The organism is Methanobrevibacter sp., from assembly GCF_045586545.1.
Classification (GTDB): Archaea; Methanobacteriota; Methanobacteria; order Methanobacteriales; family Methanobacteriaceae; genus Methanocatella.
Genome location: NZ_JAZNAN010000064.1, coordinates 1 through 25,825, shown reverse-complemented (window position 1 = coordinate 25,825; position 25,825 = coordinate 1). Strand labels below are relative to the sequence as shown.

Annotated in this window: 21 protein-coding genes; 9 read left to right on the top strand and 12 right to left on the bottom strand. The window is 31.8% G+C overall.

Annotated elements, in window-relative coordinates; genetic code table 11:
* Position 1: 1 nt before the first annotated feature.
* Positions 2-595, bottom strand: a complete 594-nt coding sequence (locus tag ACKI3D_RS05260) for a zinc ribbon domain-containing protein (RefSeq protein ID WP_407392693.1) — start codon at positions 593-595, stop codon at positions 2-4.
* A gap of 175 nt (positions 596-770) precedes the next feature.
* Between ACKI3D_RS05260 and ACKI3D_RS05255 the strand changes: the two genes are divergently transcribed.
* From ACKI3D_RS05255 to ACKI3D_RS05240, 4 genes are all read left to right on the top strand, one after another.
* The gene (locus ACKI3D_RS05255) at positions 771-1,925 is read left to right on the top strand and encodes an amidohydrolase family protein (protein ID WP_407392692.1); all 1,155 of its coding nucleotides are present in this window, start codon (positions 771-773) and stop codon (positions 1,923-1,925) included.
* A gap of 172 nt (positions 1,926-2,097) precedes the next feature.
* Positions 2,098-2,520: a universal stress protein gene (locus ACKI3D_RS05250; RefSeq protein WP_407392691.1), complete on the top strand. Its 423-nt coding sequence runs from the start codon at positions 2,098-2,100 to the stop codon at positions 2,518-2,520.
* A gap of 46 nt (positions 2,521-2,566) precedes the next feature.
* Complete coding sequence (locus tag ACKI3D_RS05245; protein ID WP_407392690.1) at positions 2,567-3,406, top strand: CBS domain-containing protein; 840 nt, start codon at positions 2,567-2,569, stop codon at positions 3,404-3,406.
* A gap of 10 nt (positions 3,407-3,416) precedes the next feature.
* Positions 3,417-3,878 carry a hypothetical protein gene (locus ACKI3D_RS05240; RefSeq protein WP_407392689.1) on the top strand — a complete coding sequence of 154 codons (462 nt, stop codon included), beginning with the start codon at positions 3,417-3,419 and terminating at the stop codon, positions 3,876-3,878.
* Between the two features lie 2 nt (positions 3,879-3,880).
* On the opposite strand, the gene ACKI3D_RS05235 is transcribed toward ACKI3D_RS05240, so the two are convergent.
* The 4 genes from ACKI3D_RS05235 to ACKI3D_RS05220 are packed head-to-tail and all read right to left on the bottom strand — an operon-like array spanning position 3,881 to position 7,388.
* Complete coding sequence (locus ACKI3D_RS05235; protein WP_407392688.1) at positions 3,881-4,891, bottom strand: ATP-binding protein; 1,011 nt, start codon at positions 4,889-4,891, stop codon at positions 3,881-3,883.
* Positions 4,888-5,541: a TfuA-related McrA-glycine thioamidation protein gene (locus ACKI3D_RS05230; protein ID WP_407392687.1), complete on the bottom strand. Its 654-nt coding sequence runs from the start codon at positions 5,539-5,541 to the stop codon at positions 4,888-4,890. Before ACKI3D_RS05230 ends, ACKI3D_RS05235 begins: the two co-directional genes overlap by 4 nt.
* Before the next feature lie 4 nt (positions 5,542-5,545).
* Positions 5,546-6,745, bottom strand: a complete 1,200-nt coding sequence (locus ACKI3D_RS05225) for a YcaO-related McrA-glycine thioamidation protein (protein WP_407392686.1) — start codon at positions 6,743-6,745, stop codon at positions 5,546-5,548.
* A gap of 1 nt (position 6,746) precedes the next feature.
* Positions 6,747-7,388, bottom strand: coding sequence for a site-2 protease family protein (locus tag ACKI3D_RS05220; RefSeq protein ID WP_407392685.1), 642 nt, complete (start codon positions 7,386-7,388; stop codon positions 6,747-6,749).
* 50 nt (positions 7,389-7,438) lie between these two features.
* On the opposite strand from ACKI3D_RS05220, the gene ACKI3D_RS05215 reads away from it, so the two are divergent.
* The gene (locus tag ACKI3D_RS05215; RefSeq protein WP_407392684.1) at positions 7,439-8,461 is read left to right on the top strand and encodes a M24 family metallopeptidase; all 1,023 of its coding nucleotides are present in this window, start codon (positions 7,439-7,441) and stop codon (positions 8,459-8,461) included.
* A gap of 5 nt (positions 8,462-8,466) precedes the next feature.
* On the opposite strand, the gene ACKI3D_RS05210 is transcribed toward ACKI3D_RS05215, so the two are convergent.
* Entirely contained in the window at positions 8,467-9,237 is a 771-nt protein-coding gene (locus tag ACKI3D_RS05210; RefSeq protein WP_407392683.1) for a hypothetical protein, read from the bottom strand.
* A gap of 217 nt (positions 9,238-9,454) precedes the next feature.
* Between ACKI3D_RS05210 and ACKI3D_RS05205 the strand changes: the two genes are divergently transcribed.
* Positions 9,455-10,234 carry a DUF4013 domain-containing protein gene (locus ACKI3D_RS05205; protein ID WP_407392682.1) on the top strand — a complete coding sequence of 260 codons (780 nt, stop codon included), beginning with the start codon at positions 9,455-9,457 and terminating at the stop codon, positions 10,232-10,234.
* A gap of 100 nt (positions 10,235-10,334) precedes the next feature.
* Here the strand turns inward: ACKI3D_RS05205 and ACKI3D_RS05200 are convergent, their stop codons facing one another.
* The 5 genes from ACKI3D_RS05200 to ACKI3D_RS05180 form a co-directional block, all read right to left on the bottom strand.
* Positions 10,335-10,814, bottom strand: coding sequence for a DUF11 domain-containing protein (locus tag ACKI3D_RS05200; RefSeq protein ID WP_407392681.1), 480 nt, complete (start codon positions 10,812-10,814; stop codon positions 10,335-10,337).
* A 331-nt stretch (positions 10,815-11,145) separates the two neighbouring features.
* A complete protein-coding gene (locus ACKI3D_RS05195) occupies positions 11,146-11,781 on the bottom strand; it encodes a 4'-phosphopantetheinyl transferase family protein (protein ID WP_407392680.1) in 636 nt (211 codons plus the stop codon).
* Positions 11,778-13,556, bottom strand: a complete 1,779-nt coding sequence (locus tag ACKI3D_RS05190; protein WP_407392679.1) for a PP2C family protein-serine/threonine phosphatase — start codon at positions 13,554-13,556, stop codon at positions 11,778-11,780. Before ACKI3D_RS05190 ends, ACKI3D_RS05195 begins: the two co-directional genes overlap by 4 nt.
* Positions 13,557-13,648: 92 nt before the next feature.
* Positions 13,649-14,026, bottom strand: a complete 378-nt coding sequence (locus ACKI3D_RS05185; protein ID WP_407392678.1) for an ATP-binding protein — start codon at positions 14,024-14,026, stop codon at positions 13,649-13,651.
* Positions 14,023-14,322: an STAS domain-containing protein gene (locus tag ACKI3D_RS05180; RefSeq protein ID WP_407392677.1), complete on the bottom strand. Its 300-nt coding sequence runs from the start codon at positions 14,320-14,322 to the stop codon at positions 14,023-14,025. The genes ACKI3D_RS05185 and ACKI3D_RS05180 overlap by 4 nt, the downstream gene beginning before the upstream one ends.
* A 770-nt stretch (positions 14,323-15,092) precedes the next feature.
* Here ACKI3D_RS05180 and ACKI3D_RS05175 point away from each other — a divergent pair.
* The 3 genes from ACKI3D_RS05175 to ACKI3D_RS05165 are packed head-to-tail and all read left to right on the top strand — an operon-like array spanning position 15,093 to position 25,551.
* Positions 15,093-22,913, top strand: a complete 7,821-nt coding sequence (locus ACKI3D_RS05175) for an amino acid adenylation domain-containing protein (protein WP_407392676.1) — start codon at positions 15,093-15,095, stop codon at positions 22,911-22,913.
* 12 nt (positions 22,914-22,925) lie between these two features.
* Positions 22,926-24,653, top strand: coding sequence for an MATE family efflux transporter (locus tag ACKI3D_RS05170; protein ID WP_407392675.1), 1,728 nt, complete (start codon positions 22,926-22,928; stop codon positions 24,651-24,653).
* A gap of 16 nt (positions 24,654-24,669) precedes the next feature.
* Positions 24,670-25,551 carry an alpha/beta hydrolase fold domain-containing protein gene (locus ACKI3D_RS05165; protein ID WP_407392674.1) on the top strand — a complete coding sequence of 294 codons (882 nt, stop codon included), beginning with the start codon at positions 24,670-24,672 and terminating at the stop codon, positions 25,549-25,551.
* Here ACKI3D_RS05165 and ACKI3D_RS05160 read toward each other — a convergent pair.
* On the bottom strand, positions 25,541-25,825 hold a 285-nt coding region (locus tag ACKI3D_RS05160), incomplete at its 5' end, for a zinc ribbon domain-containing protein (protein ID WP_407392673.1). The genes ACKI3D_RS05165 and ACKI3D_RS05160 overlap by 11 nt on opposite strands.

Here is a 25,825-nt window from a genome sequence, read left to right as displayed (position 1 = left end):
TTTAATTATTATATAAATATTCTTTAATATTGATTCCGCAATTAGGACAATCAGTTTCGCCAATCTTAAGTCTGCTTTTGCATTTAGGGCAAAAGTTAAGTTTGACTTTATATGTTTTAGTCGGATCAATAATGATATTGACTTCAATTTTCTCTTTGATGTTGGTTTTTAAGACGTTTTTATTCCAATGATTGTTCATTAATAGTTTTTTATAGTAGAATGCCTCAGTCATTGTGTCGTAATGTCCAATAATCTCTTCACCTTTTTGAATGAAAAATTTACGTAGTTTATGGTCAAAAAGAATTTCCCCTTCCCTTTCCTTTTTGTTGACTTTAGTGCCTTTTATTCTGCCTTTTGGCCTTTTTTCTGGAAATGGAGGCAATTCCATATTTTCATATTTGTTTTCCAAGTCACATTCAACAAGAAGATCGTAGTCAAAATTACAGAAAAATAGTGCATCTCTTTCGTATAACGCATCAGATAATTTACTGAACTCTCCATAATCCTTATTGTTATATTTAACTCTGTATACATTGCCAGTTTTTACAATATTCCTGTAAAAATATCTTAATTCATCAGAGTTAATAAGAATCATCCCCTAAGTCTTGCAAATATCTTCAACGGTTAATAAGAGATTAAAAAAGGTATTTTAATTTAATAATGTTGGATTTTAATTTGCTTCAACATTACTGTTATAATATTATGTTTTCAATTTAATAAATTTTTTTAATGAAAAAATATATTAATAAAAAAGATTAGATTTTCCTTTAATGTTCACTATATCAAACGGAATCATATTAAAAGGCAATAATCTTGTTCCAACTAAGGAAAATATTGTCGTTGATGACGGTAAAATTATTGAAATTGGAAAAGAATCAAAAGAAGGCAAAATCATCGATGTAGATGGAGCTATTGTTTGCCCATCTTTTATCAATGGCCATATTCACATTGGCGATTCAATTATAAAGGATGAAGGATATGGATTAAGTTTAAGCGAAATGGTCAAACCGCCAAATGGTGTTAAGCATCGCGCCTTAGCTGATGCAAGTGATGATGAGATGATTGAAGCTATGAAATCCTCCATGTGGGAAATGGTTAATTCCGGAACCACTCATTTTATTGATTATAGAGAAGGTGGAATTAAAGGTGTGGAGCTTCTTAAAAAAGCTAGCGAGGATATTCCAATTAAACCGATAATTTTGGGTCGTGATAATAGTTTTTATGGTGATAATCCGGACTTGGGCAAAGTCAAAATTGCTATTCGCAAAATTTTAAAAATTGCTGACGGTATAGCTCCAAGCGGTTTTGGTGAAATAACTGATGAAGTGGCACAATTGATTTCATCACAATGTGCAAAAGCTGGAAAAATCTCTTCAATCCATGTGGCTGAATCTGAAGCTAATCAAATTGAATCCTTGAATAACTTTAGAATTTCAGAAATTGGAAAGGGTGTTAAAAATAATTTCAGCCAATTGGTTCACATTACAAATCCAAAAGCAAATGATTTGGAGTTGCTTGGAAAATCAAATTCAAACGTGGTTGTATGTCCAAGAGCCAATGCTACTTTAAATGTGGGAGTCGCACCATTAAAGAAAATCATTGATTTAGGCATAAAGCCATTACTTGGAACTGATAATGTCATGTTGAATTCGCCAAATATGTTTCGTGAGTTGGAATTCACATTAAAAATCATGTCTGTTTGTTATAAAAGTTATATTAATCCTTTAGAATTGTTGAAAATGGCCACCACTAATATCTGTGGGTTTAATATAAACGACATTATTCAAAAATCAGTTATCGACACAGACAATTCCGCCGAATTTTTTGTGGTAAAATCTTTTTCTAAAAATCCTTACTTAAATATATGTAATAGGGTAGAAACGAAAAATATATTATATACTATTAATAAAAAAATAGATATATGATATTTATTTAAACAATATCATCTTAAAATGCAATTTATTTATTACTTTATAGTAATAACTGATTGTATGCAAATCTTATTAACAAAAAGGTTATTTAAATTATTCTTTATCGTATTGTGGATAATTGTATAGCCTATTTTTAAAATGTAGATTTTTGTGGAGGATGTTGATAATGTATAAGAAAATTTTAGTTCCAACAGATGGATCTGAATTTGCGAAGAAAGCTCAAAAACATGCTTTATTCTTGGCAAAAAACAGTGGGGCTGAAATTGTTGCTGTGAGTGTCACAGAAAACAACTTTGTCAATGGACTTCCGTTAGATGATGAAATATATCAATTGAATCAAGTTCTAAAAGAAAGATCTGAAGAAAATCTTAAGGAATTTGATGAATTAGTCGAGGATGATTTAAAAATTACTCATGTTATTCGTGAAGGATCACCTGCTAAAGTTATCTTACAGGTCGCCAAGGATGAAGATATTGATTTAATAGTCATGGGCAGTTCTGGAAAATCAGGCTTCGATAGATTTATCATGGGTAGTGTGGCAGACAAGGTTGTGAATTCGGCCAAATGCGCAGTACTTATAGTTCATTAATCAAATTTAACATTTTATTTTGTAAGTATTAATAAAAGGTGTTTTTATGTTAGTTAAAAGAACAATGTCTAAAAATGTAGTAAGTGTTTCTGTTCCGGGTAACAGAGAAAAAGTTTTAGACTTAATGAGAAAAGAGAAAAAAGCAGTATTGCCAGTTGTCAAAGAAGACACTGACATTTTAGTAGGACTAGTAACTCGTTCTGATTTAATTAATAATCCTGATGAAGAACAAATTGCAATGTTAATGACTAGAGATTTAATCACCGTAAATCCTGGTGATGATGTAGTTGTTGCTGCTCGTAAAATGATGGAGAATGATGTTAGAAGAGTTCCTGTTGTTAATGATGATGGTGAATTAGTAGGTATTATTACTTCTTTTGATTTAGTATCTAAAGCTTTAACTAAAATTGAAGTTAATGATGCTGTTGAAAATTACATGATTACTACTGTTCCAACAACTTGGGAGAAAACTCCATTAAATGTTGCATTTGAATCCATGAAACAATTTGGATTGAAATCTATTTTAGCATTAGATGATGATGCAAAACTATCAGGTATTTTAACTGAAACTGATTTTATTTCAGAAATTGAAATTATCTCTGAGAGAAGCGAACACAGCTCCACTGTAGGAACTGAAGGAGATAAATGGTCATGGGATAGTACTTCAGTATTATACATTGAAAAAAATAGTTTAAAATTCACTGATAAACTCGTTGGCGACGTCGCTATCGGTAATGTGGAAGTAGCTAACTCAAAAACTAAAGTTTCTGATTGTGCTAAAAAAATGAAATCCTTAAACATCGAACAAATTTCTGTTATTGGTGTTGAAGGAGATTTAGTGGGTCTTGTTAGAGCAAGCGACTTAATTAGAGCTTTAGTCCAATAATTGTGGTAAGATGGCCGTTAGTCCAGTATTAGTAATTAAGGTAGTTGATGACATAAGTGTTCATGTTCGTGCAAGATTATATGATGATTTTTCCGAACATGACATTGTTTTAAACTCTGTTCTTACTTATTGGTGGGCTAATAATCTTCCTCCTGCTGTTAAATTCCTAGAACTCTTTGATTCAGTCATCAAAAGGACTGTAAATGAAATCATGCCTCATAAGGTATTAAATTTAAAATATGATGTAAGGGCGAATGGGGTTCTAGACGAAGCTTCTGAATTAGAAATAAATTTGATTTCTCTTTCAGCTGATGATGTTGGTTTCAAAATTGAAAACGGTTTCATTTCCTTAAAAGGAATTAAAAAAGTCGATGATGATTTTGAAAGCAAGGAATTTAACACTACATTTGATTTGAGCATTGAAACTCCAGACATTGTCTTAAAAAAGTATAGGGAAATGCGAGAAAGGTAATATTAAACATTTCTTCTTAGCTTAGGTAACAGTTCCATAAAGTTATCTAAGGCATTTTCATAACTTTTGAAATTATTTCCTTTTATTAAGCCATTTTCATTTATTTCAATATTTTCTATTTTTATCTGATTTTCATTTTCGAAAGTTATTTCATTTTTGAGTTGTTTTTTCGAATTTTCAATGTTGATTTTGAATGGGAGTTTGTATGAAAATGAACCTTCATAATAGTCAATAGTTATCTTGTCATTATCATCGATTTGCGATAAATTTAAAGTAACTTTCTGCCAACCTAGTCCATTTAATTCATCATTAATCAGCATAAATTTATCATCTTCTAGAATTTCACTAATCTTATCTACTTCACATATACAAAATTCTTCAAAATCTCTAACTTTCACTATTTCGCAGTTGGTGTTGGATAAGATGTAGTCTTCACCATGACTAATCCTTTCAATTTTTTCTCTTGTGGTTGGAGTATTTGTTGGAATTCTAGTGGCAAGGCAGGTTGTGGATTTAGAATACTTAACATGATTTTTGTCTAAGTATTCATGAATGTCTTTTGAAGTTAATTTTGCTTTAATCAATGGAGTTTCAAATCCCTGTGCGTATGTAATTAGAATTCCGGGTCTGTCATTAACAAGATCGCTAATGTTATTTCCATCACAAATAAAATCAAAACCCTCTTTCATGGCTAGTTTCTTAATTTTTGTATACATTAGGTTTCTGCAGGTATAACATCTGCTTGAAGAGTTTGAAAGGAATTCCTCATCATCATAGAAGTCAATATCAATTATTTCATGCCTTATTCCAAACAGATTGCACATATTCTTCGCATGATTGATAAAATTAGTTGGCATTAGATGATTGTCAATTGTAATGGCTAATGTTTCTTCGGCCACTTTTGAGGACAAATAGGCTATTAATGTAGAATCTGCCCCTCCAGAAAAACCGATAGCTACTTTTTTGTCTTTTAAAATGTCTTTAACTATATCAATTCTATTTTCTATATTCATTGTATCATGTCATAAATGTACTTTAGCAGTTCTTTTGCGTCTTCCTTTTTGATATCTTTGGATTCGCGAATGAAATTGATAAGCTTGTCTTTTTTGTCACTGTCCAGGCTGGAATCAGCTAATGTTTGAGCGTAATTTCTTTTAGGATAATATGTTTTTTTAGAAATAGATAATAATTCGTCTTTTTCCTCTTCAGTAATGATGTTTTCAGATACTGCATTTTCAAAAACGTATTTCATATTAATCAGTGGTTCTGATAATGCTTCTAAGGTTTCAGAGTCAAGCATCACTGCCACATCATCGTCAGAATCAACAATGCCGTCGGCATATTGTTTATATACATAACCTATTCCGGTCATTCCTAATGTATCAAGTTCTGATGCCCTTAAGGCACCCATGCTTGATGCACCATACACTTCAATTCCTTTTTTCATCACATTAAGGATTTCCTTATGCCCTACTGCGGAGTTCTGGTGAAAAACTCCATCGATTATTCCGATAATGTCGGGATTTTCTTTTAAGGCCGCACCCAAATCCCCTCTTTTTATCGGCCTTTTATAAACTACTTCAACATCATCGGTTGAATCTAGAATTTCTTTAGCTTCATCAAAAGGAATTGATAAACCAGCATAGATTATAACTTTAATCATGATATCATACTTTTAAAAATCTGTATCCTGCACGGTTCGGATCAAGTGCATAAAGCTCCATTTCAGGAATTATTACACGAACAACGCTTACATCCAGTTCAGGTCTTGTCAAATCAGTGTATAAAATTTGTTTAATGTCATTGGAGATTAATTCTTCTTTAACAATTTCAATGTCTTCAGTTACTGAAGGTGTTGATTTATTTTCAATATCTGAAAGATTAATTTGATTTTCTTCTTCTTGGAAGTAAATTTTATTAATCTTTTTCATTCGTCTGTAACCTGCTTCACGTGCAAAATCTGCTCTAACGGTATCTTCACGGGCTCCATTAATCTGTGTTGCTCTGCTTTGTGCCACTTCAGTCAAAGCCCTTAAAACTGCGACTTCCGGGTCCAAATGGGTTCCCATTCCTAAGGTTAAAAGTCCGGCGTCTTTAGTTATTGTATCATCAGCTGAAGCCGCTATTGTTGGGATTTTTATATCGGCTGTAAAGTCCATTAACTTGATTTTAATGCCTTCAGATTCAAATTTTTCAATTGTTTCATTAATGAGGTCGCTTTCAATAGTGTCTAAATTGATTTGTGAGTAATTTTTATGGGTTAACTCAAAAATGCTCCATGCATCCCTTTCAATCACTTCAAACATTCCATGTAATATTGCTTCTTCAAGGACATTGCCGGAAGCAAGTCCATTGGTATTTGATTTGAATAGGCTTAGGACAGAATCATTGTTATAAGGATGGAAAACAGCATTTGAAGGAACATAAAAATCTTCAGTTGAAATTAAATCATGTGCAACACTCCATTCTAATTTAACATTGCTTAAATCCTGCTTTTCTAAATTTTGAGGCAGATTTAAAGATCTTAGTTCAATATAATTTCCTCTTTCAGCTATCTCTTGAGGGGTTGCAATTATAGTTTCATCGGTGTCCTGCCTTTCTGCGGAATATCTCTCAAAGCCTTCCATCATTGCCGAAGCTTTGGCATGGTCTTTTGATATTCCTTTTCCGCCATAGATACTAATGGCTCCCTCTTCAGCAGTTGGCCTGATTGCAGTAAAGACAGGCATTCCAATCCTATCTAAATCTGTAATGTCTGCAATACGGGTTATTCCAGCTGTTTTTAATTTATCCTCATTGATTTCAATTGTCTTTTTAGGAGCTATTACTCTGTGAGTTCCTTTAAAGTATGTAAGTTCTTCTACCATTTTAAATTCCCAATATTATTCTAACTAAATCTTGAACACCAATTGTCATTGATAGCACTGTCATTATTCCAGCAATCGCTATTGTAACAATCCAAATTCCAAAGTTCCAGTTAAGAACTTTTGATCCGTCCAGGTTTCCAATAGGAAGCAAGTTGAATGCTGCTAAAAAACTATTGATGGAGTAACCTAATGCACATACAATAAATATTAATGCATAGGTTTCTGAATATAATGCGGATTGATAAACTGAAACTGCAATGCCTAAAAATATTAATGCAAGGATTATATTGACAATCGGTCCTGCAATTGATATTTTACCGTTGATTTCATCAGTCATATAATTAGCATAAGTGTAAACTGCACCAGGTGCTGCAAATACAAATCCTAAAAATGATGTAATCAGTGCAAATAGGAGTCCTTGAGGCCATAATTTGAATTCGGCCCAGTATCCATATTTCATTGACACAAATTTGTGTCCAAGTTCGTGCAGAATAAACCCTGCACCTACACCAACCATAATCAGTGGTAATAAGGAAAGTATTGCATTAACATCCCGTCCTGCATTAGCTATTGCAAAACAAAGTGAAATCACGATAAATGCAATTATTAAATCTCTCACTTCACTGCTTGTAAATTTGAACATGATTTTAAAATATCTAATTTTATATATAAAAGTTTTTTCTAAATAGTATTATGGACTTACATATTGATAATATTTTAAAAGATTTGGAAAATGATAATTTTCAGGCTTATTTGCTGACACAGTTTACAAATGTTCAATACATCTCGGGTTATAAGCCAACTAGTTTCGCTTTTTGTGTTATAAAAGAAAATCCAATTATCTATGCTTCCGGTATGGATATGGAACTTGCAAGGAAGGATTCAACAATTGAAGTTAAAGAGTATGAATCCTATGATGTGATGATAGATGAGCTAAAAAAAGAGGGCATTAAAAATCTTGCAATTGAGCCGAGCTTGCCTTTCAGCACATATGTAAAATTTAGGGATGATTTTGAAATCGATGCAAAAACATATATCGATAGACAGAGAATGATTAAAACCCCTGATGAGATTGAAAAAATCACAAAGGCAACCGAAATTGCTCAAAAATCATTCCTGCAGTTGGATATTCTGAATAATAATGGCACTGAAAAGGAAGTTGCTTTTGATTTGAATAGATTAATGATTGAAAACGGGGCTTTTAAGGAATCATTTGATACAATCGTTACAAGCGGTCCTGCTTCAAGTCTTCCACATGCAATTCCACAGGACAAAACATTAGAACAACCAATTTTAATTGATTGGGGAGCTATTTTTGAAGGTTATTGTTCCGATAACACCCGTACAATGGTTTATACAGAACACCAGCAGGAGATTTGGGATATTGTAGCCGAGTCTCATGATAAGGCAATTAAAGCTATTAAGCCAGGTCTTAAATGTTCAGACATTGATAAGGTTGCTCGCGATATTATTGCAGATTATGACTATGAAGAGAAATTCATTCACTCAACTGGGCATAGTTTAGGCCTTGATATTCATGAAACTCCAGGATTTTCCCTTCGTGATGAAACAGTAATTGAAAAGGGTATGGTCATAACAGTAGAGCCGGGAATCTATTTGGAAGGCGAATTTGGAGTCAGGCTTGAGGATACAATAGCCATTTCAAAAAGAGCCGATATTATTGGCGATTTGCCTTTAAAAATAGATTATTTTTAAAAAAATTATTTGTCATTTTCCTTTATCAATTCTTCTAATCTATCAAATTTTTTATTAAAGTGCCTCATTAAAATTGCTGCAGTTAATGTGGCGGTACCTACTCCAGACAGCACATATCCTGCCCAAACCAAGATTAAAGCGTTTAATTTGCCTGCACTTGAATTTCCTAAAATTGCATAACCGTTACTTGTGAATGCATTTGAAACCATTACCAATGAATTCAATGGCCCAACGCCTTCAACGATACTTGTAACAAGAAAACTAATGAATATGATTGCGAATAATAAAATAATGGTTATTCCTAAACTGTTTGTTTGTGTATACTGCCTAAATTTATCATAATATATTTTAATTAAATATGCATATGCGAGAACGTGGAGAATGTCAAGATATACCACAGGAGTATATTCAAAAATTAGAAAAGAAATAGACCCGTAAGGTATTAGCAAAAGGAATAATATCTTATTTTTCCAGGAACTATAATCCAGAGTTAATGTAACATACAATAGGACAACGATTTCCAATCCTGCTATTGCGAGATAGTCATTATCCACATATATTAAGGTATATAATAGGAATATGAAGAACAATAGCATCATAATCAAATAAAAAACTTGTTTTAATGATTGAATCTCTTCTTTAGGAAGATATTCATCGGGATTTAGATATCTGCTTTCGCTATTGTCTATTTTATTGTATATCCTCTTTCCTATTTTAAATAAAACTAAAAATATTAGTACTGTAACTATTAACTCGAAAATGGGCATGTAATCCATAAAATTATTTTTTATTTTCATTGTTAATAAATTATTTCGCAATTGGTATATATAATCAAAAAATATATTCATTGTTAAAAGAGTATTATTTGGAATATTCTGTGAGGAAGAATTTTGAAATTTATATTAATCGGGAATGGTTATATCTGTTTTCTAAAATTTTGCTTAAATAAACTATTTATTTTTTAAATTACAATTAATTATTGGGGAGTAGTTAATGCCGGCGTATACATTAAAAAAAGTATGGGAGTATTGCAGTTATAATATACCATTTTTTGTATTTATAACCATATTGATATTTATAATAAATCTGATTTCAGATTTTTCTGTAAGGGATCCTGGTTGGGAAGTGGGATTTATAATCTCGGTTAGTATTTCAGTTATTTTAACAGGTTATGGGTTGTCAATAACCCGTGATAGGATAAATCATGGTCATAGATTGCCTAAAATCATGCCCAAAGATGTTCTTGATTTAGGAATTAAAGGATCATTTGTGTATATGGTATTTTTTCTTTTTCAAGGAATTATTTTAACTTTCATATCTCATCCATTAAATTTTCCGGCTTTTAATTTAGAAGAAATGTTATTAGACTTTAATAAAACTATATATTTATTATTTAATCACAATCCACTCCATACAATAATTTTCCTCATTGTAGGAGGAATGGTATTTTACATTACTAGCTTTTTTGGAGAAGTGGCTTTAGCTAGATTGGCGGATACAAAAAGTATCATGGCAGCTTTTGATTTAAAAGCCATATACAGAATTATTGATTTATTTGGATGGAGACATTATGCAAGAGACTATACTTCAATTATAGTCGTTATTGTAATTTTAACATTTATAGAATCCCATTTGCCTGTGGTTTATGGAATCGATGATTTTGTAGGTATGTTTCTCGGACTTTTAATATTTGCTGCTCAGTATTTGGGTATTGGTGCGGTGTACTGCAATATAAAAGATAAGGAATTGGGCAGGAATAGGGCTGAACAATGATTTATATTGTTGTTTAATTTTCCATCCACAGAAATAAATAGATAGGGATTATATAATCCCTTTTTTTATTCTTTTTTTTAAAATTTCATGTTATGCAGAATTATATTCTGATTCTTTTAAAGGATATCAGAATTGCAAATAATGAAATAACAATCATGGCGATTGGATTTGAGGTTGGGTGCATAACTGTATGTGCAGATTTGTGAAGCTTTTCAGATTCTGAATTTCCAGAGTTTTCAAAAACATCTATCTCTTCTTCATAGCTTCCATTATCATTCAGATTGTCGGTGTCGCTTGTTAATTTTGCCTTGTTTATTTTTTCACCAACAGATACTGATTTGGTAAGTATATTTAGGAATACTTCTCCATCGTCTACACTTAAATCGCCTATATCCCATATTCCTGATGCTGGATCGAATGTTCCTTTAGTGGTTGTGTGTTTGATATATTTTAAACCATCAGGCAATTGGTCAGATACTTTAACGTTTTTTGCAGTATCAGGGCCTTTGTTTAGGACGCTTACAATCCATGTAACAGTATCTCCAAGGCAGATATTCTCTTTATCTGCATCATTATCCAATACTAAATAAGCCTGTTGGTTAGTATCGCTTGTTGATTCGCTGGCTAAAAGAGTTTCATCAGAAGACTCATCGTCAGAGGGGGGGTGTCATTTCTAATTGTTGCAAATCATTTGAATCTAAATTCAGCTCATCATTTTCATCATTTAAATCCTGTGCATAAGTGTAGGATAAAGATAACAGAAATATTAGAGATATCAAAACTATTGTTGTAGCTTTTTTTATTTTCACACCTCCTTTGATTAATTTTTTGTCTTTAAATTTAAATAATTTTTTTAAATATTTTTATCTTATAATGAAAGAATGCCCTAACCTCTTTAAGGTTGGGGAGGTTTAATTTAGTAGTTCATTGACATTATATTCGATTAACTCGCTAACATCATAATGGCTGCTGATTCCTATTTTATATTGATCAATATCAAACAAATTAAATCTTAAATTTTCATCATCATTTTTAAGTCTAATTCTATCTTTGATTATTATTTCAAAGCTATCTAATTCTAAATTCATTCCAAGGCCAGTATATTTCATATAACTTTCTTTTAAAACCCAATATTTGAAGAATTCCGCTGATGGTTCATTGGATTTCATGATGCTTTCATATTCACTGTTGTAGAAGTAATTTTTTGCTATGTTTAAATCAATTGCAGGGTCGTTATATTCAACATCAACTCCAACTTCCATATCAGATATTGCACATAAAACTATTTTACCTGAATGACTCAGATTAAAATGTATGTTGTCATAGTTTGAGATGTATGCTTTGCCATATTTTTCAGTTTTAAAAACGGGTTTTGTGATATTCTCCTCATCAAGTAGTTTTTTCAAAAGCAGATATGCTCCGGCACTTAGCTTTTTATCCTTGTCAAATCTATAGAAATCTATTTTTTCCTGACGATTTTTAGGAACCAATCCGTAAGCCTTTTTCAAATCTAAATTTTCCACATTACAATAAGCTATCTTAATCATTTTATCTTTAAATATACTAGTGTCATGTCATCAAATTGGGCTTGATTTTCAGTAAAGTTATCAATATCTTTTAATAATGGTCGAATAGGATCGTTATCACTTTTGAATTCATTAAAGAAGTTTAATAATTTATCTTCACCGTACATATCATCATTGCTGTTATTGGCATCAGTTATTCCATCAGTATAGGTAATCAATTCATCTGTCAATGTTAACTCTTCGGTTACATATTCAAAATCTTCCATAACTCCTAAAACGATTCCACTATCAATATCCAAATATCTAAATTCATCATTTTCTCTTATTAACGGGGGATTGTGTCCCGCATTTGAAAATGTTACTTTTTGAGTTGTTTTATTATAGATTCCAAGCCATAATGTTATAAACATGGATTCAGGGTTGTTTTGACATAATTGATTATTTAGCGAGTGCAGTATTTTTGATGGATCTTGGTCGTGTTTAATCATTTGTTTAATTACAACCTGAGTAATCATTGCGACTAGCGCTGCTGGAACACCTTTGCCTGATGCATCACCAATTACAATGGCCAAATTATCCTCATCTATCATGTAATAATCGAAAAAGTCTCCTCCAACCTCTTTGGCAGGTTGAGAAAATCCATTAACAATGAATTCATCACACTCAATTTCCTCGGTAGGAAGGCTGGCTGCTTGAATTTTAGTTGCAATATCCAGTTCCGCATTAATGCGTTCCTTTTCACCTTCAATTTCGCGAATATTCTCAATATAATTGTTATTATGTTTGATTAAATCAGTATAAGAGCGGGCAAGTGTCCCAATTTCAGTTTTTTCATTGATATATTTGGAATAGACATTCACCAATCCTTCGGCTTCGATTTTTTCGTCTTCCTTAATAAACCTTTCAATTTCAGAAAATGATGAAATAGGCTGAATTACTTTCGTTTCAACATATCTGAAAATAATAATTCCCGGAATGAAGAATAAGAGTATACTCACGTCAGTTATGAAGAGTAAAGGCATTAAATATATATATGGATTTATATTGTTAATCTGAGTAATAAAATTATAACTTAAAATGGAAATTAATACTCCAAAAATTGTAATGACCAGTATTATTATGAGAAAATTCCTCATAATCTTTTCAATTATTGTGTCTTCATCATTAGGTTGGATTTCAAATACAAAAGGTTTTGTCAGATAACCGAATAATAAGATTCCAACTAATATTGTTACTCCAGTCATAATATTTCTGTCCATACCTACAATTGCGGATATGGATGCAATTATTGTAGCAATAATTAATAAATAAAATATTATTCGATATAATCTTTTATTGATAACTTTTTTTGATGATTTAGGAGTTTCTATAAAATCAATTTTATCAGAAAACAACAAAATTAGTATTCCAAAAATAAATGCAACATTAATAAAGTTTAAAAAATATGTAATGAAGTAATAGATACTTATTTTAGGTTCGATAAAAATGCCTAATAAATTTCCATGAATTGCGGAATAGACCAATCCACATATAGATATGATTGATAAGAATAGAAGTAGGTGATAAGTATTATCTAATTTTGGTTTTGTAATTTCTTTGGCTTTAAAACCAGAATACCAAAGTTTATATGCTAAATAGGAAACTCCAAAACTGAAAATGGCTGAAGCAATTATTTCGATTGGACTGAATCCATTTAAAAAATCCAATAGTATATTTGCAAGTACTGCACCTAAAGCACCATATGGGCCAAATAATAAACCTAAAACAAATAACAGTCCAACGTGGGGATTTTCCAATCCTAATTCCCAAAAAAATGTTGGAGAAAATAGGATATTAATTAGTAATATTAATATAAAAGATATTGCTATTTTTTTTAGTTTAGATTTCATCATTCCACTTTTTTAATTATTTTCAAGTGATTTTCACCATTTATGTAGTGATAATCCAGTTCATCAGCCATTTTTTTAGCTAAAAAAATACCCAATCCTCCGATTTGAGTGTCATCAATGTTTTCAGGAGTTTTAGGATCTTCTTTTAAAAGAGGATTAAATTCAATTCCATTGTCAATAAACTCCAATGTCAATGTTTCATTTTCATACTCTGCATTAACTGTAATAAAATCAGTTTTTGAATAATAAACAATATTTACAAAAACCTCTTCAACGATTAGATTGATTTGAAAATTTTCTTTTGGAAGTTTATTTAAAATAAACTCGTTTAAAGTGTATAATTCGTTTATTTCTGGTTTTAATGTAATTGTATTCATTTTATCTTGAGGATTTTATCAAAACCTGACATTCTGAATATTTCACTAACACTATCATTAACATTTTTGATAATAAATGGAATATTTTCGGGTTTCAGTTTCTTTTGGGTTGCAATTAGAACTCTAAGTCCTGCACTTGAGATGTATTCCACATCATTAAAATCCATTACCAATGAGTCGAAATTACCTATTTCCTCCTGAATCTCATTATCTAATTCTTGCGAAGTTATTGTATCAATACGGCCTTCAATTGAAAATGTTAACTCTTTTTCATTATAATTTTTAATAATATTCATAAAATCACTATAATTATTTTTGTTTTATATTAATTTTAAATATTTTGTTCAAGTATGTAGGTTGGCATGATGGAGGGATTCATCAATAAAGTGGCATTCCGGGCAATATGATGGCAATATTTTCTTTTTCTTAAGAGATTAACGGTTGGTGTAGGGGGTTGTCAAGTTCACAATCGGTGCAAAAACCCCTGCCGGTTAGAATATGATGACAAGGGGAGTTGACTAAAGTAGAGTTAGACCTCTATTAAAAATTAAAAAATAATTAATTGTATTCATGGCTTTTTTATAGTATATTATTTTTTAAATTGCTTATTTTTTCTAAATAATTGTTTAAATTTCTTTTTTTATAATTTTAAGATGCAAGTGAGCGCTTACATTCGAAAAAATTTATATATGGCCTTTAATATACTAAGTATTAAGTGTGATAGTTCAAAACTGAAAAACTTAAAAATATTTGTATCGAAACTGTTGAATTAAAAAAATAGATTTTTGGAGGTGAGAATATGGATTTCTTTGATTTCATTGATTGGAGACGTTGGTGGACTGTTCCCGGATATCCTTTTTAGGTGTGTTGTTAATTTGAGGGGAATATTTTCCTTTAACGCCATTACTATTTTTCTTTCTTTTAACTATTCACAAATTTTTTTTATAAATGTTAAAGATTATAAATTATAAAAAATTTATATGGGTTTTTTATATATTATTAATTAAATAGGATGAAATCATTTTTTTTTTAATGAAATGACTCAAATCAAGGCGGGATGAGACATATGTATTTATTCAATTTATCTTCAGCTCAGAAAATGTTATTGTTTTCAGAAATTAATAATCCTCATAATGATTCTTTCTATCTTAAATTTAGAAAAAATTATGATTTGGAGGATTTTGAAATTGTAAAATCGGCTATAAAATGTATTTCAAAAGAATATTTAAATTTACAAATTAAATATGATGAAAATGGGGATTTTAAGCAATATTTCAGTGATGTTAGTAGTGTTAATGTCGATTCTTTAGATATTGTGGACGAAGATATCGATGATTTTATAAAAGATTATTTGGATAATCCTTTTGAGGATATATTCGATAGTCCTTTATACAAATGGGCAGTTTTGAAAACAGAAGATTCAACTGTGCTTATAGGTGTTGTGCAACATATTCTGCTTGATGGAACATCACTTTATTCAATTGTCCCTAAAGAAATTGAAAGGTATGTGGAATGTGCTAAAAATAACACAGAATTTGTTCCATTTGATTATTCCTATGAAACATATGTTGATGCAGAATTAGATTATTTAAAATCAGACGAAGCTGAAAACGATAAAAAATATTGGTTGGATGCACTAAAAGACTACTCTCAAGATTGGTATTCTTTTGAGGATTCCGAACTTGGTTATGCCGAAGTTCTTTTTGATAATGTTCGTAATTTCAATTATTCTCCATTTGTCACATCTTTAGCGCTTTGTTTTTTATATTTGGCTAAATCTAAAAAAGACAATAAATTATTCAAAGATTTAGTTTTAAACACTTCAGTTCATGGAAGATACTTCGGACAGAATGATGCTTTGGGAATGTTTGTAAATACCATTCCGTTAAGGTTGGAGTATAATGAAGAGTTAACATTTGATGAATTGCTCAGTTACTCAAAAAATGTTCTAAAAGAAGGATTAAGCCATGCAAAATTACAATTCAGTGAATATACTACAGATTTGAGAAATGAAGGTATTGATCCTGATTGCATTTCCATGATTTCAATAGTGTCAAATTCCACAGATTATGATTCTAAATTTCTAACACTTCAAAAAGACATTAAATTCCCACTTCACTTCAGAATCAATAAGAATTTCTCAGATAAAAAAGGTCTTCAATCCATATTTATAGAATATGACAAATCCTGTTTCGGCGCAAGCGAAATTGATTTAATCGGTCAGGGATTAAAAGATTTAATAAAAGAAGTTAGTCAGGATTCTTCTAAAAAATGCAGGGATTATAATGTTAATGAAATAGAATTCTTCAAAGCGGAAAACTATTATAATAATTTAATTAACTCTTTTGATAATCCTACTGCAATCTCTCCGGATGTCAGCGGGGATAAAGTAAAATTCATAAAAATATCTAAACCGATAGATATTGATAAATTGAAAAATCTGGCTAATAAATATCGTTTATCAAAAGAAAAATTATTGCTTGCAACTTTCTTATATAATCTGACTAAATTTTCATTTTCAAAAGATATTTTGATTGCATATAATAAACAAGCTACCGGTTATCATTTCAACACAGATTTAAGCGTAGAAGAATATTTAAGCGATTTTAAAAAATCATTCAAGGAATTCAACAAATATCCTCTTTTAAATAATCAAAAACTAAACTTTGAAAGCGAAATTTTATTCTTCATTGATGAGTTTGATAAGAAAGATTATAAATTAGTATTCAATTTCGAAAGCGGAAACATTAACATTAGTTATGATGAGTCATTTTATTCAGAAGAACTGATGAGAGCTTTCCTTGATTCAATGGATGTTTTATTAGACAGATTCTATGAAAGTGAAGCGTTATTAAAAGATATTTCAATTAGAAGCGAAATAGAATTAGATGAAGATTTTAAAATAGAACTTGCTAATGAGGGAATTGTAAATAAGGTATTTGAAAATATCGCAAGCGAAAATCCTGATAAGACAATACTTTATGCTGAAGATGGTGAGCTTAAATATGATGAATTAAACAAAAAGGCAAATAAAATTGCCAATAGCTTAATTAAACGTGGAGTTGAGATTGAAGATAGAGTAATGTTTATGATGAGGAGAAACAGTGATTTAATAGCTACTGTTTTAGGAATCAACAAAGCAGGAGCAGCATTTATCCCTATTGATCCGAATTATCCAAAAAATAGAATTAATCAAATCTTAGAAGACAGCGATTCAAGATTTGTCATCACATCCTCTGAGATTGAATATGATGGTGAAAATAGAATTGACATTTCTGAATTGCTTGAAGAAACTGATGATGCTAATCCTGAAATTAATTTAACACCGGATAATCTTTGTTTTTTAATTTATACTTCCGGTTCAACCGGAAAACCAAAAGGAGTAATGATTACTCACAGGGGAATAACAAACTATATTGCTAATGTTAAAGAGAATGTTCCAATTTATGAGTTAAACCATAAATGTAACAAGTTTATTTCTATTTCAACCGTTTCATTCATTGTATTCCTAAGAGAAATCTTCGGTACAATTCTGAATGGTTTGCCTGTGGTATTTGCTAACGATGAACAAGCAATTGACCCCTTGCAATTAGTCGAATTATTCAAAAAAACTGATGCGGAAGGTTTCGGTTCAACACCAACAAGATTGCTCGAATACTTACAACTTGAAGAGATTCAGGAAGTTGTCGGAAAATGTAAGGTAATCATTGTCGGTGGTGAAGGATTCCCTCCAGTATTGTATGATAGATTATCAAAATACACTGATGCGGATATTTATAATTCATATGGCCCAACAGAGGTGACTATTGCTTCACATTATAAATTAATTGATTCCAATGAAGTTACTGCAGGATGGAAGATGCTTAATGTAGTTGATAAAATAATGGATATCGATGGAAATCAGCTGCCTGCTTATGTAACTGGTGAAATATATGTCGGTGGAGCAGGAATTGCTAGGGGATATTTAAACAACCTTGAACAAACGAAAAAAGTCTTTTTAACATTAAACAACATCCCATATTATAATACTGGAGATTTGGGCAAAAAAGATGGGAATGGTGAATTATATGTTTCAGGACGTAATGATACTCAAATTAAACTCAGAGGTTTAAGAATTGAGTTATCTGAAATTGAGGGGGCAATTGCAAATTATGAAAACATAGCCCTTTCAAAAGTTGTTGTTAAAAAACTTAATAATGTTGAACATTTATGTGCTTATTTCACTGCATCCGAGGATATTAATCCAGAAGAATTGAAACAACACCTAGTAGATTCATTGCCGGAGTATATGGTTCCATCATATTTCACACAACTTGATGCATTTCCAAAAACACCAAATGGAAAAACTGACTTTAAAAACTTGCCGGATCCTGAAATTGATGTAGATGAATTCATAAAGCCAAGAACAGATATTGAAAATGAATTGTTTGATATAGTTTCAGAAATTTTGGGCATTGAAGAGTTCGGGGTCAATACGGATTTATTTAGCATAGGTTTAACTTCATTATCAGTAATCAAATTAACTTCTGCAATTTATAATAGCTTGAACGCACAGTTAAATGTTACAGAAATATTAAAATATAAAACTATTGAAAGAATAGCTTCTGAAATCAGAATTGAGAGTAATGAATCCAGTGATGTTCAGGAGTTATATCCATTAACCTCAAACCAACTTGGAGTTTACTTCGACTGTATTAAAAATCCTGAAAACACGGCGTATAACCTTCCGAAGAAAATGGAATTCAGCGAGGGTATTGATGTGGATAAACTCAAATCATCAATAATAACCGCTATCGAAAATCATCCATATTTGAAAACCAGGATTGTCATGGATAATGGTGAAGTCTATCAACAAAGAAGGGATGGCCTTAAAGTTGATGGTCTAATTGAGATTGCAGACGAGGCGAATTTGGAAGAATTCGTAAAACCGTTCAAACTTGATGAAGGGCCGTTATTCAGATTTAAAATTGTTGGCGACTCAATGTTGCTTGCAGATTTCCACCATATTATTGTTGACGGAACTTCTTTAAACATATTATTTGATGAAATCTCTAAAATCTACGATGGAAAAGATTACGAGTTGGAGGAACTCGACGGATTTGAATATTCATTGAATGAAATCAAAACGGAGCAGTCCAGTTTATACAAAGAAGCAGAGTTGTTCTTCTCAAATAAAATTAAAGAATTTGATGATGCAACTGTTATCGCACAAGATATTAACGGCGATGAATCGCAAGGAAAGGCTTCAATGATTGATATTTTCTTAGAAAAGGAGCCTATTGATGAGTTCTGTTCCAAGTCAAACATTAGTCAGAATAATTTATTCTTGGCCGCAACATCATTTGTCTTAAACAAATTTGTTTATAATCGCGATACGTTAATTGCAACAATCACTAATGGTAGATTCAATCCAAATCAACAAAAAACATTAGCAATGATGGTCAAAACACTTCCGTTAGCATTGAAGTTAAATTCAGATTCGACTATTAAAGAATATTTGGAATATGTCAATGGGGAATGGTTGAATGTATTGGCTTATTCATCCTATCCTCTAACAGAGATTTCCAATGAATTTGACATTGCTCCTGAAATATTGTATGCATATCACGGAAAAATTATTGAAGACATTGAAATCGGGGGGATGACTGTCGAAAGGCAATCCATTGACTATGAGGGATTGAAATTTAAAATAAACGTAAATGTAGTTGAAGTTGACAATAAATACAGGATATTCTGCGAATATAATGATCAATTGTATTCTGAAGGGTTAATTAGCACATTCCTTGATTGTATTGGAATTGTCTTGAACAAATTCCAGACATTTGATGAGAATACTTTAATGAAGGACATTTCAATCATCGAAAACGATAATTGGAGTGTTGATGATTTGGAATATGATGAAATCCCTGAAGACAGATTGAATAAAATATTTGAAAATCAAGTTGAACTGCATCCGGATAGAGTAATCTTATATGCTACTGATGGGGAATTCACTTACTCACAATTAAATGAAAAAGCCAACAGGATTGCCCACAGCCTTATCAAAAGGGGTGTTGGTCCTGAAGATAGGGTAATGTTTATCTTAAATAGGAACAGTAATCTAATAGCATCTGCATTTGGTATTTTAAAAGCTGGTGGGGCATTCATTCCTGTAGACTCAGAATATCCTTCAGAAAGAATTGAGCATGTTTTAACAGACAGTGAATCAAAATTCATCATTGTAGATGATGTAATTGAGAAAAAAGGCATTGATTTAAGCGACTATAGTGAAAACTTATTGGATGTTAACGAATTGCTCGAAGAAGAAGATACCACTAACCCTGACCCTGATGTGCATGCGAATAATATGGCGTATCTTATTTATACTTCCGGTTCGACAGGACTTCCAAAAGGAGTAATCTTAGAGCACGGAAACATTGCAAACTTTGTATATCCTGATCCAAGAAATGTCTGTACTTATGAACTGGTGCACAATCTTGAAAAAGAAGATTATAAGGTGCTGTCCACAACCACAGTCGCTTTCGATGTGTTCCAGCAAGAATTAATGGGATCCCTATTAAATGGAGTTCCAATGGTATTTGCCAATGATACTGAATATAAAGACCCGATTGAAATGATGGACTTAATCCATAAAAGTGGAGCGAATGTTTACATCGCCACTCCTTCAAGATTGCTTCAATATTTGGAAATAGAAGCAATGCAGGAAACAATGTATGGATTTAAAGTATACATTCATGCGGGTGAACCATTTTCACAAAGATTATATGAATTGCTTTCCGAAAACTCCAATGGTAAACTATTTAATATGTATGGGCCAACAGAAACAACAGTTTATTGTAATGGTACTTTACTTGAAAGTCCAGATATCCACATAGGAAAAGAATTATTCAATGTTCACGAAAGGGTCATGGACTTTGACTCAAATCCATTACCTCCTAATGTTATCGGGGAGTTGTTTATTGGAGGAAAAGGAGTTTCAAGAGAATATTTGAACCGTCCTGAGAAAAATGCTGAAAGCTATGAGGTAATTAATGGAATTAGGTTCTATCATTCAGGAGACTTTGTTAAAGTCACTGAAGATGGAGATTATTATGTATTCGGAAGAATGGATAACCAGATTAAACTAAGGGGTTTAAGAATTGAAATAGGTGAAATTGAAGTGGGACTTTCAAAATTCCCTGGAATCAAATCTGTAGCAGTTGTTGTTAAAAAAATTAAAGGCAATGACCACTTATGTGCTTACTTCACAGTTCATGATGAATACAAAGATGAAAACCGTGAAGAAAACGGTTATTCCATTGATATTGATGATTTAAAAGCTTCACTTGCTGAAAAATTGGTATATTATATGGTTCCAACAGTTTACATGGAACTTGATGAAATGCCTCAGACAGCAAATGGTAAAACTGACTTAAGAAACTTGCCTGAACCAATTTTAATCACAGAATATGTCGCTCCTGAAAATGACATTGAAGCATTCTTTGCAAACCTGTTTGCAGAGATTTTGGGTCTTGATGAAGTAAGTGTCACTGACAATTTCTTTGAAATTGGTGGAACATCACTGTTAGTTACTAAAATTACTATGGAAGCTTTAAATAGAAATTATAATTTAAGCTACGGAGATGTTTTCTCAAATCCGACTCCAAGAGCATTATCTGAATTTATCTTATCGGACAAATCCGTTGAGAAAAAATCAGAATTGTCCTATGACTACTCTAAAATTAATGAGTTTCTTAAGAAAAACAACCTCGAAACAATTATCAACGGTGAAATTCAAGATAGTCTTGGAAATATTTTGCTTACTGGAGCTACCGGATTTTTAGGAATCCATGTGCTTCGTGAAATACTTGAAAATGAGATGGGTGATGTTTACTGTTTCATTAGATCCAACAAAGTATTAAGCGGTGAAGAAAGATTAAAATCACTGCTATTCTATTACTTCTCAAATGAATATGCAGAACAATTCAGTGAAAGATTGCATGTTATTGAAGGGGACATTACCAGTTTTGCGGACTTTGAAAAACTCATTCCTGAAAAAATCGATACTGTAATCAACTGTGCAGCTAACGTGAAACACTTCTCATCTGGAACGGACATTGAAGACATTAACCTTGGGGGTGTAATAAATGGACTTAAATTTGCAAAAATGAAAAGTGCAAAGTATGTCCAAGTATCCACATACAGTATTGCGGGTGAAAGCATAAACAATTATCCTCCAATTGATGTCAAATTCACGGAAAATGATTTATTCATTGGCCAAGCAGTGGATAATCAGTATCTCAATTCTAAATTCTTAGCGGAACGTGCTGTTTTGGAAGCAGCAGTTGAAGATGATTTGGATGTAAAAATTATGAGAGTTGGAAACCTAATGGCAAGAAGCTCAGACAGTGAATTCCAAATTAACTTTGAATCAAACGGATTCATCAATCGTTTAAAGGCATTCGTAACAATTGGAAAAATGCCTTATTCAATGTTGATGAGCAATGTGGAATTTTCACCAATTGACATGACAGCAAAAGCTATTGTAAATCTTTCAAAAACTCCTAAGGAATGCACAGTTTTCCACCCATATGATTATCATAGTGTTTGCTTTGGAGACATAATTGACATTATCAAACCTTTAGGATTGGATATAGAGCCTGCTGAAGAAGAAGATTATGAAAATGCTTTGGATGAAGCACTTGCTGATAAATCAAAGCAAGAGGGGGTATCTGGCCTCATTACTTCAATCGGTTCTGGAAAAGTTAAAAAGATTTGGATGCCTGTTGATAATACCTACACTGTTCAAGCATTATATCGCTTAGGTATTAAATGGCCATTTGTATCTGAAGAGTACATCTATAATTTTATTAAATTCTTGGATGATTTGGATTTCTTCAGTGTTTAGGAGTATGAAATAATGTATGATAGAAATTATAATCTTTTAAAATCAAAATTCTCAGAATTTTTCCTTCCCACATTATTTACCTCAATGGCAGGTAATATCTGTTTATTCGTGGATGGTTTAATTGTAAGTTTTTTAATTGGTGCAAGCAATCTTGCTCCAATCCAAATTGTTGCTCCAGTAATGACATTCGTTAATCTTATTTACTGGATGATTGGACTTGGTGGCAGCGTACTTTGTTCTGTTGCAAAAGCGGAATTTGACGATGAAAAGAGCAATACGTACTTTTCAGTATCCCTTATTTCACTTATATCAATCGGAATTTTGATTGCTATTTTAGGGCTTTTGTTTTCAGGCAATATTTCTCAATTTTTATGCTCTTCACAACCTGAACTGGTTTCTGATGTTACACAATATTTCGTTGCATTAATTATTGGAATGCCCTTTTTATGTTATATGATGAGTCTATCTTATTTTATAAGGGCGGACGGTATACCAACATTACCGTTTAGAGCCATATTGATAGCCAATATTGTTAATATCTGTTGTGATATAATTTATATTCGCTTTTTCAATTTAGGTCTTTCAGGTGCCGCATTAGCTACTTCAACAGGTTATTTGGTAGGATCCATTTTAATTTCATATTACTTCTTTAAAAAAGAACGCACATTGGAATTTATAAAATTAAAAGTCGATTCTTTCTTTAAGTTCCTTAAAAAAATCGCAACTTCAGGATTTTCATCCGCATCAACTCAATTATATCTGACTTTAAAATTGCTTGTCATAAACTTTTTAGTCGGTCTTTATGTTGGAAAATCCGGTGTTGTTGCATTTGGAATCTGTTATAACAGTTTATTCATATTATATATTTTCTTAATCGGAACGGCACAGACAATGTCTCCAATCGTATCTGTCTACTTTAAGGAAGAAGACTATTCCGGAGTTAGTTTTATCATTAAAAGATCTTTAAAAATTGTTGTTGCTTCAAGCTTAGCACTGTCCGTTTTATTCATTGTTTACCCGAATGCTTTACTTTTCTTGTATAGTGTCAAAAATCCTGCAGACATTCCTGTCGTATTAAACGCTTTAAGAATATTTGCAATAAGTTATGTGGGGACTGCCATTACATTTTTATATACATTCTATGCTCAAGCAATTCAAAAAAATCAATTGTCTGCAATCATTTCATTCCTTGAAGGTTTTGCATTGCCGATTTCAGTTGCAGTTATATTGTCTTTTATAATTGGAGGAAATGGAATTTGGATTTCATTTGCAATTGCAGAATTATTGACAATCTTGTTCATTTTTGCTTATTCAAAACGCATTAACAAGAAAACCAATAAAGAATACACAGGATTCTTCATCAACAAACACAATGATGATGAAAAGGTATTCGAGCATACAATTGATGGTGAAATTAAAGAAGCTGTTGAATTGTCTAGGGAGGTTCAAGATTATCTTGCGGGAAATAAATCAGCCGCATTGGTTAGTTTGGCTATTGAGGAAATGCTTGTAAATATCATTAACATTAATGAAAAGGTAGATACGATTGATGTTATTGTTAGAGATAATGAGGAAAACATACTGATATCTGTAAAGGATAATGGGATTGATTTTAACCCGGTTATTGAAAATGAAAATCTTGAATTTGACAATATCAGCATTTTAAATAAAATTGCTGATAAAATCGATTATTCACGGGTGTTGGGTTTGAATAGTACTGTTATCACAATCAAAAATTGAATAGTTAACTGATATAATGTCAAATAAGAAATCATTCATCGCAAAAATAGAGGAAGCTATTTTAAGGTCTACAAAACTGGATTTCATGGATTCAAAAGAAAAAGTAGACGAATTGTTAAATAATCCATCAGACAATAGGTTACCTAAAGGCATTTTCAAAAGCATTGATTTTGATGGAACTCAAGTTTTTACATTTGGGGATGAAACTGACGAAAACACCATATTGTACATACATGGTGGAGCCTACGTAATGGAAATCAATTATCAGCATTTATTATATTGCCTTATGCTGTCGCGAAAACTGAATGCTTATGTGCTGGCGCCGATTTATCCACTCGCTCCTAAGGGTAAATCCGAAGAAACTTATGAAATAATCACTGATTTATATAAAAATCTAATTCAAAGGGATAATTTGATATTAATGGGAGACTCAGCAGGCGGAGGTTTCGCCCACTCTTTTTGCCAATATTTAAAAACTGTTAATCTGCCTCAGCCCGATAAAATAATTACATTTTCACCTTGGGTTGATATTTCAATGAGCAATCCTCCTTATGACAGTGAAAACGATCCTATTTTAGGCGAAGTTGGCCTTAAGGAAATAGGAAAATCATGGGCCGGTGACTTGGACACTCAAGACTATCGTGTAAGTCCGCTTTTCGGGGATAATGTTGGCTTGCCGGATACTTTAATCTTTGCAGGGGAAAATGAGATTTTCTACAAGGACATCGTGAAATATGTTGAAAATCTAAAAAAGGATAATGTTAATGTAAAATTAGTCACGGGAAATGGTTTATTCCATATTTATCCGTTATTCCCTATTCCTGAAGCAAGAAAGGCACTGAAAGAATTGAACTACCTCGACTTTGTAGAAGTCGAGGATTCTTACTTCACGGGCTGATACTCTCCCATGAAAGTAGAATTACCGTGCTATCCCCCCTGTCCCAGAGGTTCATTGTTTCATCGATTAAATCGATTAATCCTTGTTTTAGAATGTTTTTACCTGCATTAATGTCCCTATCATGTATCATTGCGCATTGTGGGCATTTCCATTTTTTTTCATATTTTAGGCCTTGATAGTAGTATCCGCAGTTGCTGCATGTTTTGCTTGATGGGTACCATCTGCTGATTTGTCTGAATGTTTTTCCGTATATTTCGGCTTTGTATTTGAGCAT

Bases quoted from the DNA above. Each gene is read 5' to 3' on its own strand.
- ACKI3D_RS05240 (WP_407392689.1), top strand. From the start codon at position 3,417: ATGGCCGTTAGTCCAGTATTAGTAATTAAGGTAGTTGATGACATAAGT.
- ACKI3D_RS05230 (WP_407392687.1), bottom strand. From the start codon at position 5,541: ATGATTAAAGTTATAATCTATGCTGGTTTATCAATTCCTTTTGATGAA.
- ACKI3D_RS05205 (WP_407392682.1), top strand. From the start codon at position 9,455: ATGCCGGCGTATACATTAAAAAAAGTATGGGAGTATTGCAGTTATAAT.
- ACKI3D_RS05195 (WP_407392680.1), bottom strand. From the start codon at position 11,781: ATGATTAAGATAGCTTATTGTAATGTGGAAAATTTAGATTTGAAAAAG.
- ACKI3D_RS05245 (WP_407392690.1), top strand. From the start codon at position 2,567: ATGTTAGTTAAAAGAACAATGTCTAAAAATGTAGTAAGTGTTTCTGTT.
- ACKI3D_RS05250 (WP_407392691.1), top strand. From the start codon at position 2,098: ATGTATAAGAAAATTTTAGTTCCAACAGATGGATCTGAATTTGCGAAG.
- ACKI3D_RS05175 (WP_407392676.1), top strand. From the start codon at position 15,093: ATGTATTTATTCAATTTATCTTCAGCTCAGAAAATGTTATTGTTTTCA.
- ACKI3D_RS05255 (WP_407392692.1), top strand. From the start codon at position 771: ATGTTCACTATATCAAACGGAATCATATTAAAAGGCAATAATCTTGTT.
- ACKI3D_RS05235 (WP_407392688.1), bottom strand. From the start codon at position 4,891: ATGAATATAGAAAATAGAATTGATATAGTTAAAGACATTTTAAAAGAC.
- ACKI3D_RS05165 (WP_407392674.1), top strand. From the start codon at position 24,670: ATGTCAAATAAGAAATCATTCATCGCAAAAATAGAGGAAGCTATTTTA.
- ACKI3D_RS05185 (WP_407392678.1), bottom strand. From the start codon at position 14,026: ATGAATACAATTACATTAAAACCAGAAATAAACGAATTATACACTTTA.
- ACKI3D_RS05170 (WP_407392675.1), top strand. From the start codon at position 22,926: ATGTATGATAGAAATTATAATCTTTTAAAATCAAAATTCTCAGAATTT.
- ACKI3D_RS05180 (WP_407392677.1), bottom strand. From the start codon at position 14,322: ATGAATATTATTAAAAATTATAATGAAAAAGAGTTAACATTTTCAATT.
- ACKI3D_RS05225 (WP_407392686.1), bottom strand. From the start codon at position 6,745: ATGGTAGAAGAACTTACATACTTTAAAGGAACTCACAGAGTAATAGCT.
- ACKI3D_RS05215 (WP_407392684.1), top strand. From the start codon at position 7,439: ATGGACTTACATATTGATAATATTTTAAAAGATTTGGAAAATGATAAT.
- ACKI3D_RS05220 (WP_407392685.1), bottom strand. From the start codon at position 7,388: ATGTTCAAATTTACAAGCAGTGAAGTGAGAGATTTAATAATTGCATTT.
- ACKI3D_RS05210 (WP_407392683.1), bottom strand. From the start codon at position 9,237: ATGGATTACATGCCCATTTTCGAGTTAATAGTTACAGTACTAATATTT.
- ACKI3D_RS05260 (WP_407392693.1), bottom strand. From the start codon at position 595: ATGATTCTTATTAACTCTGATGAATTAAGATATTTTTACAGGAATATT.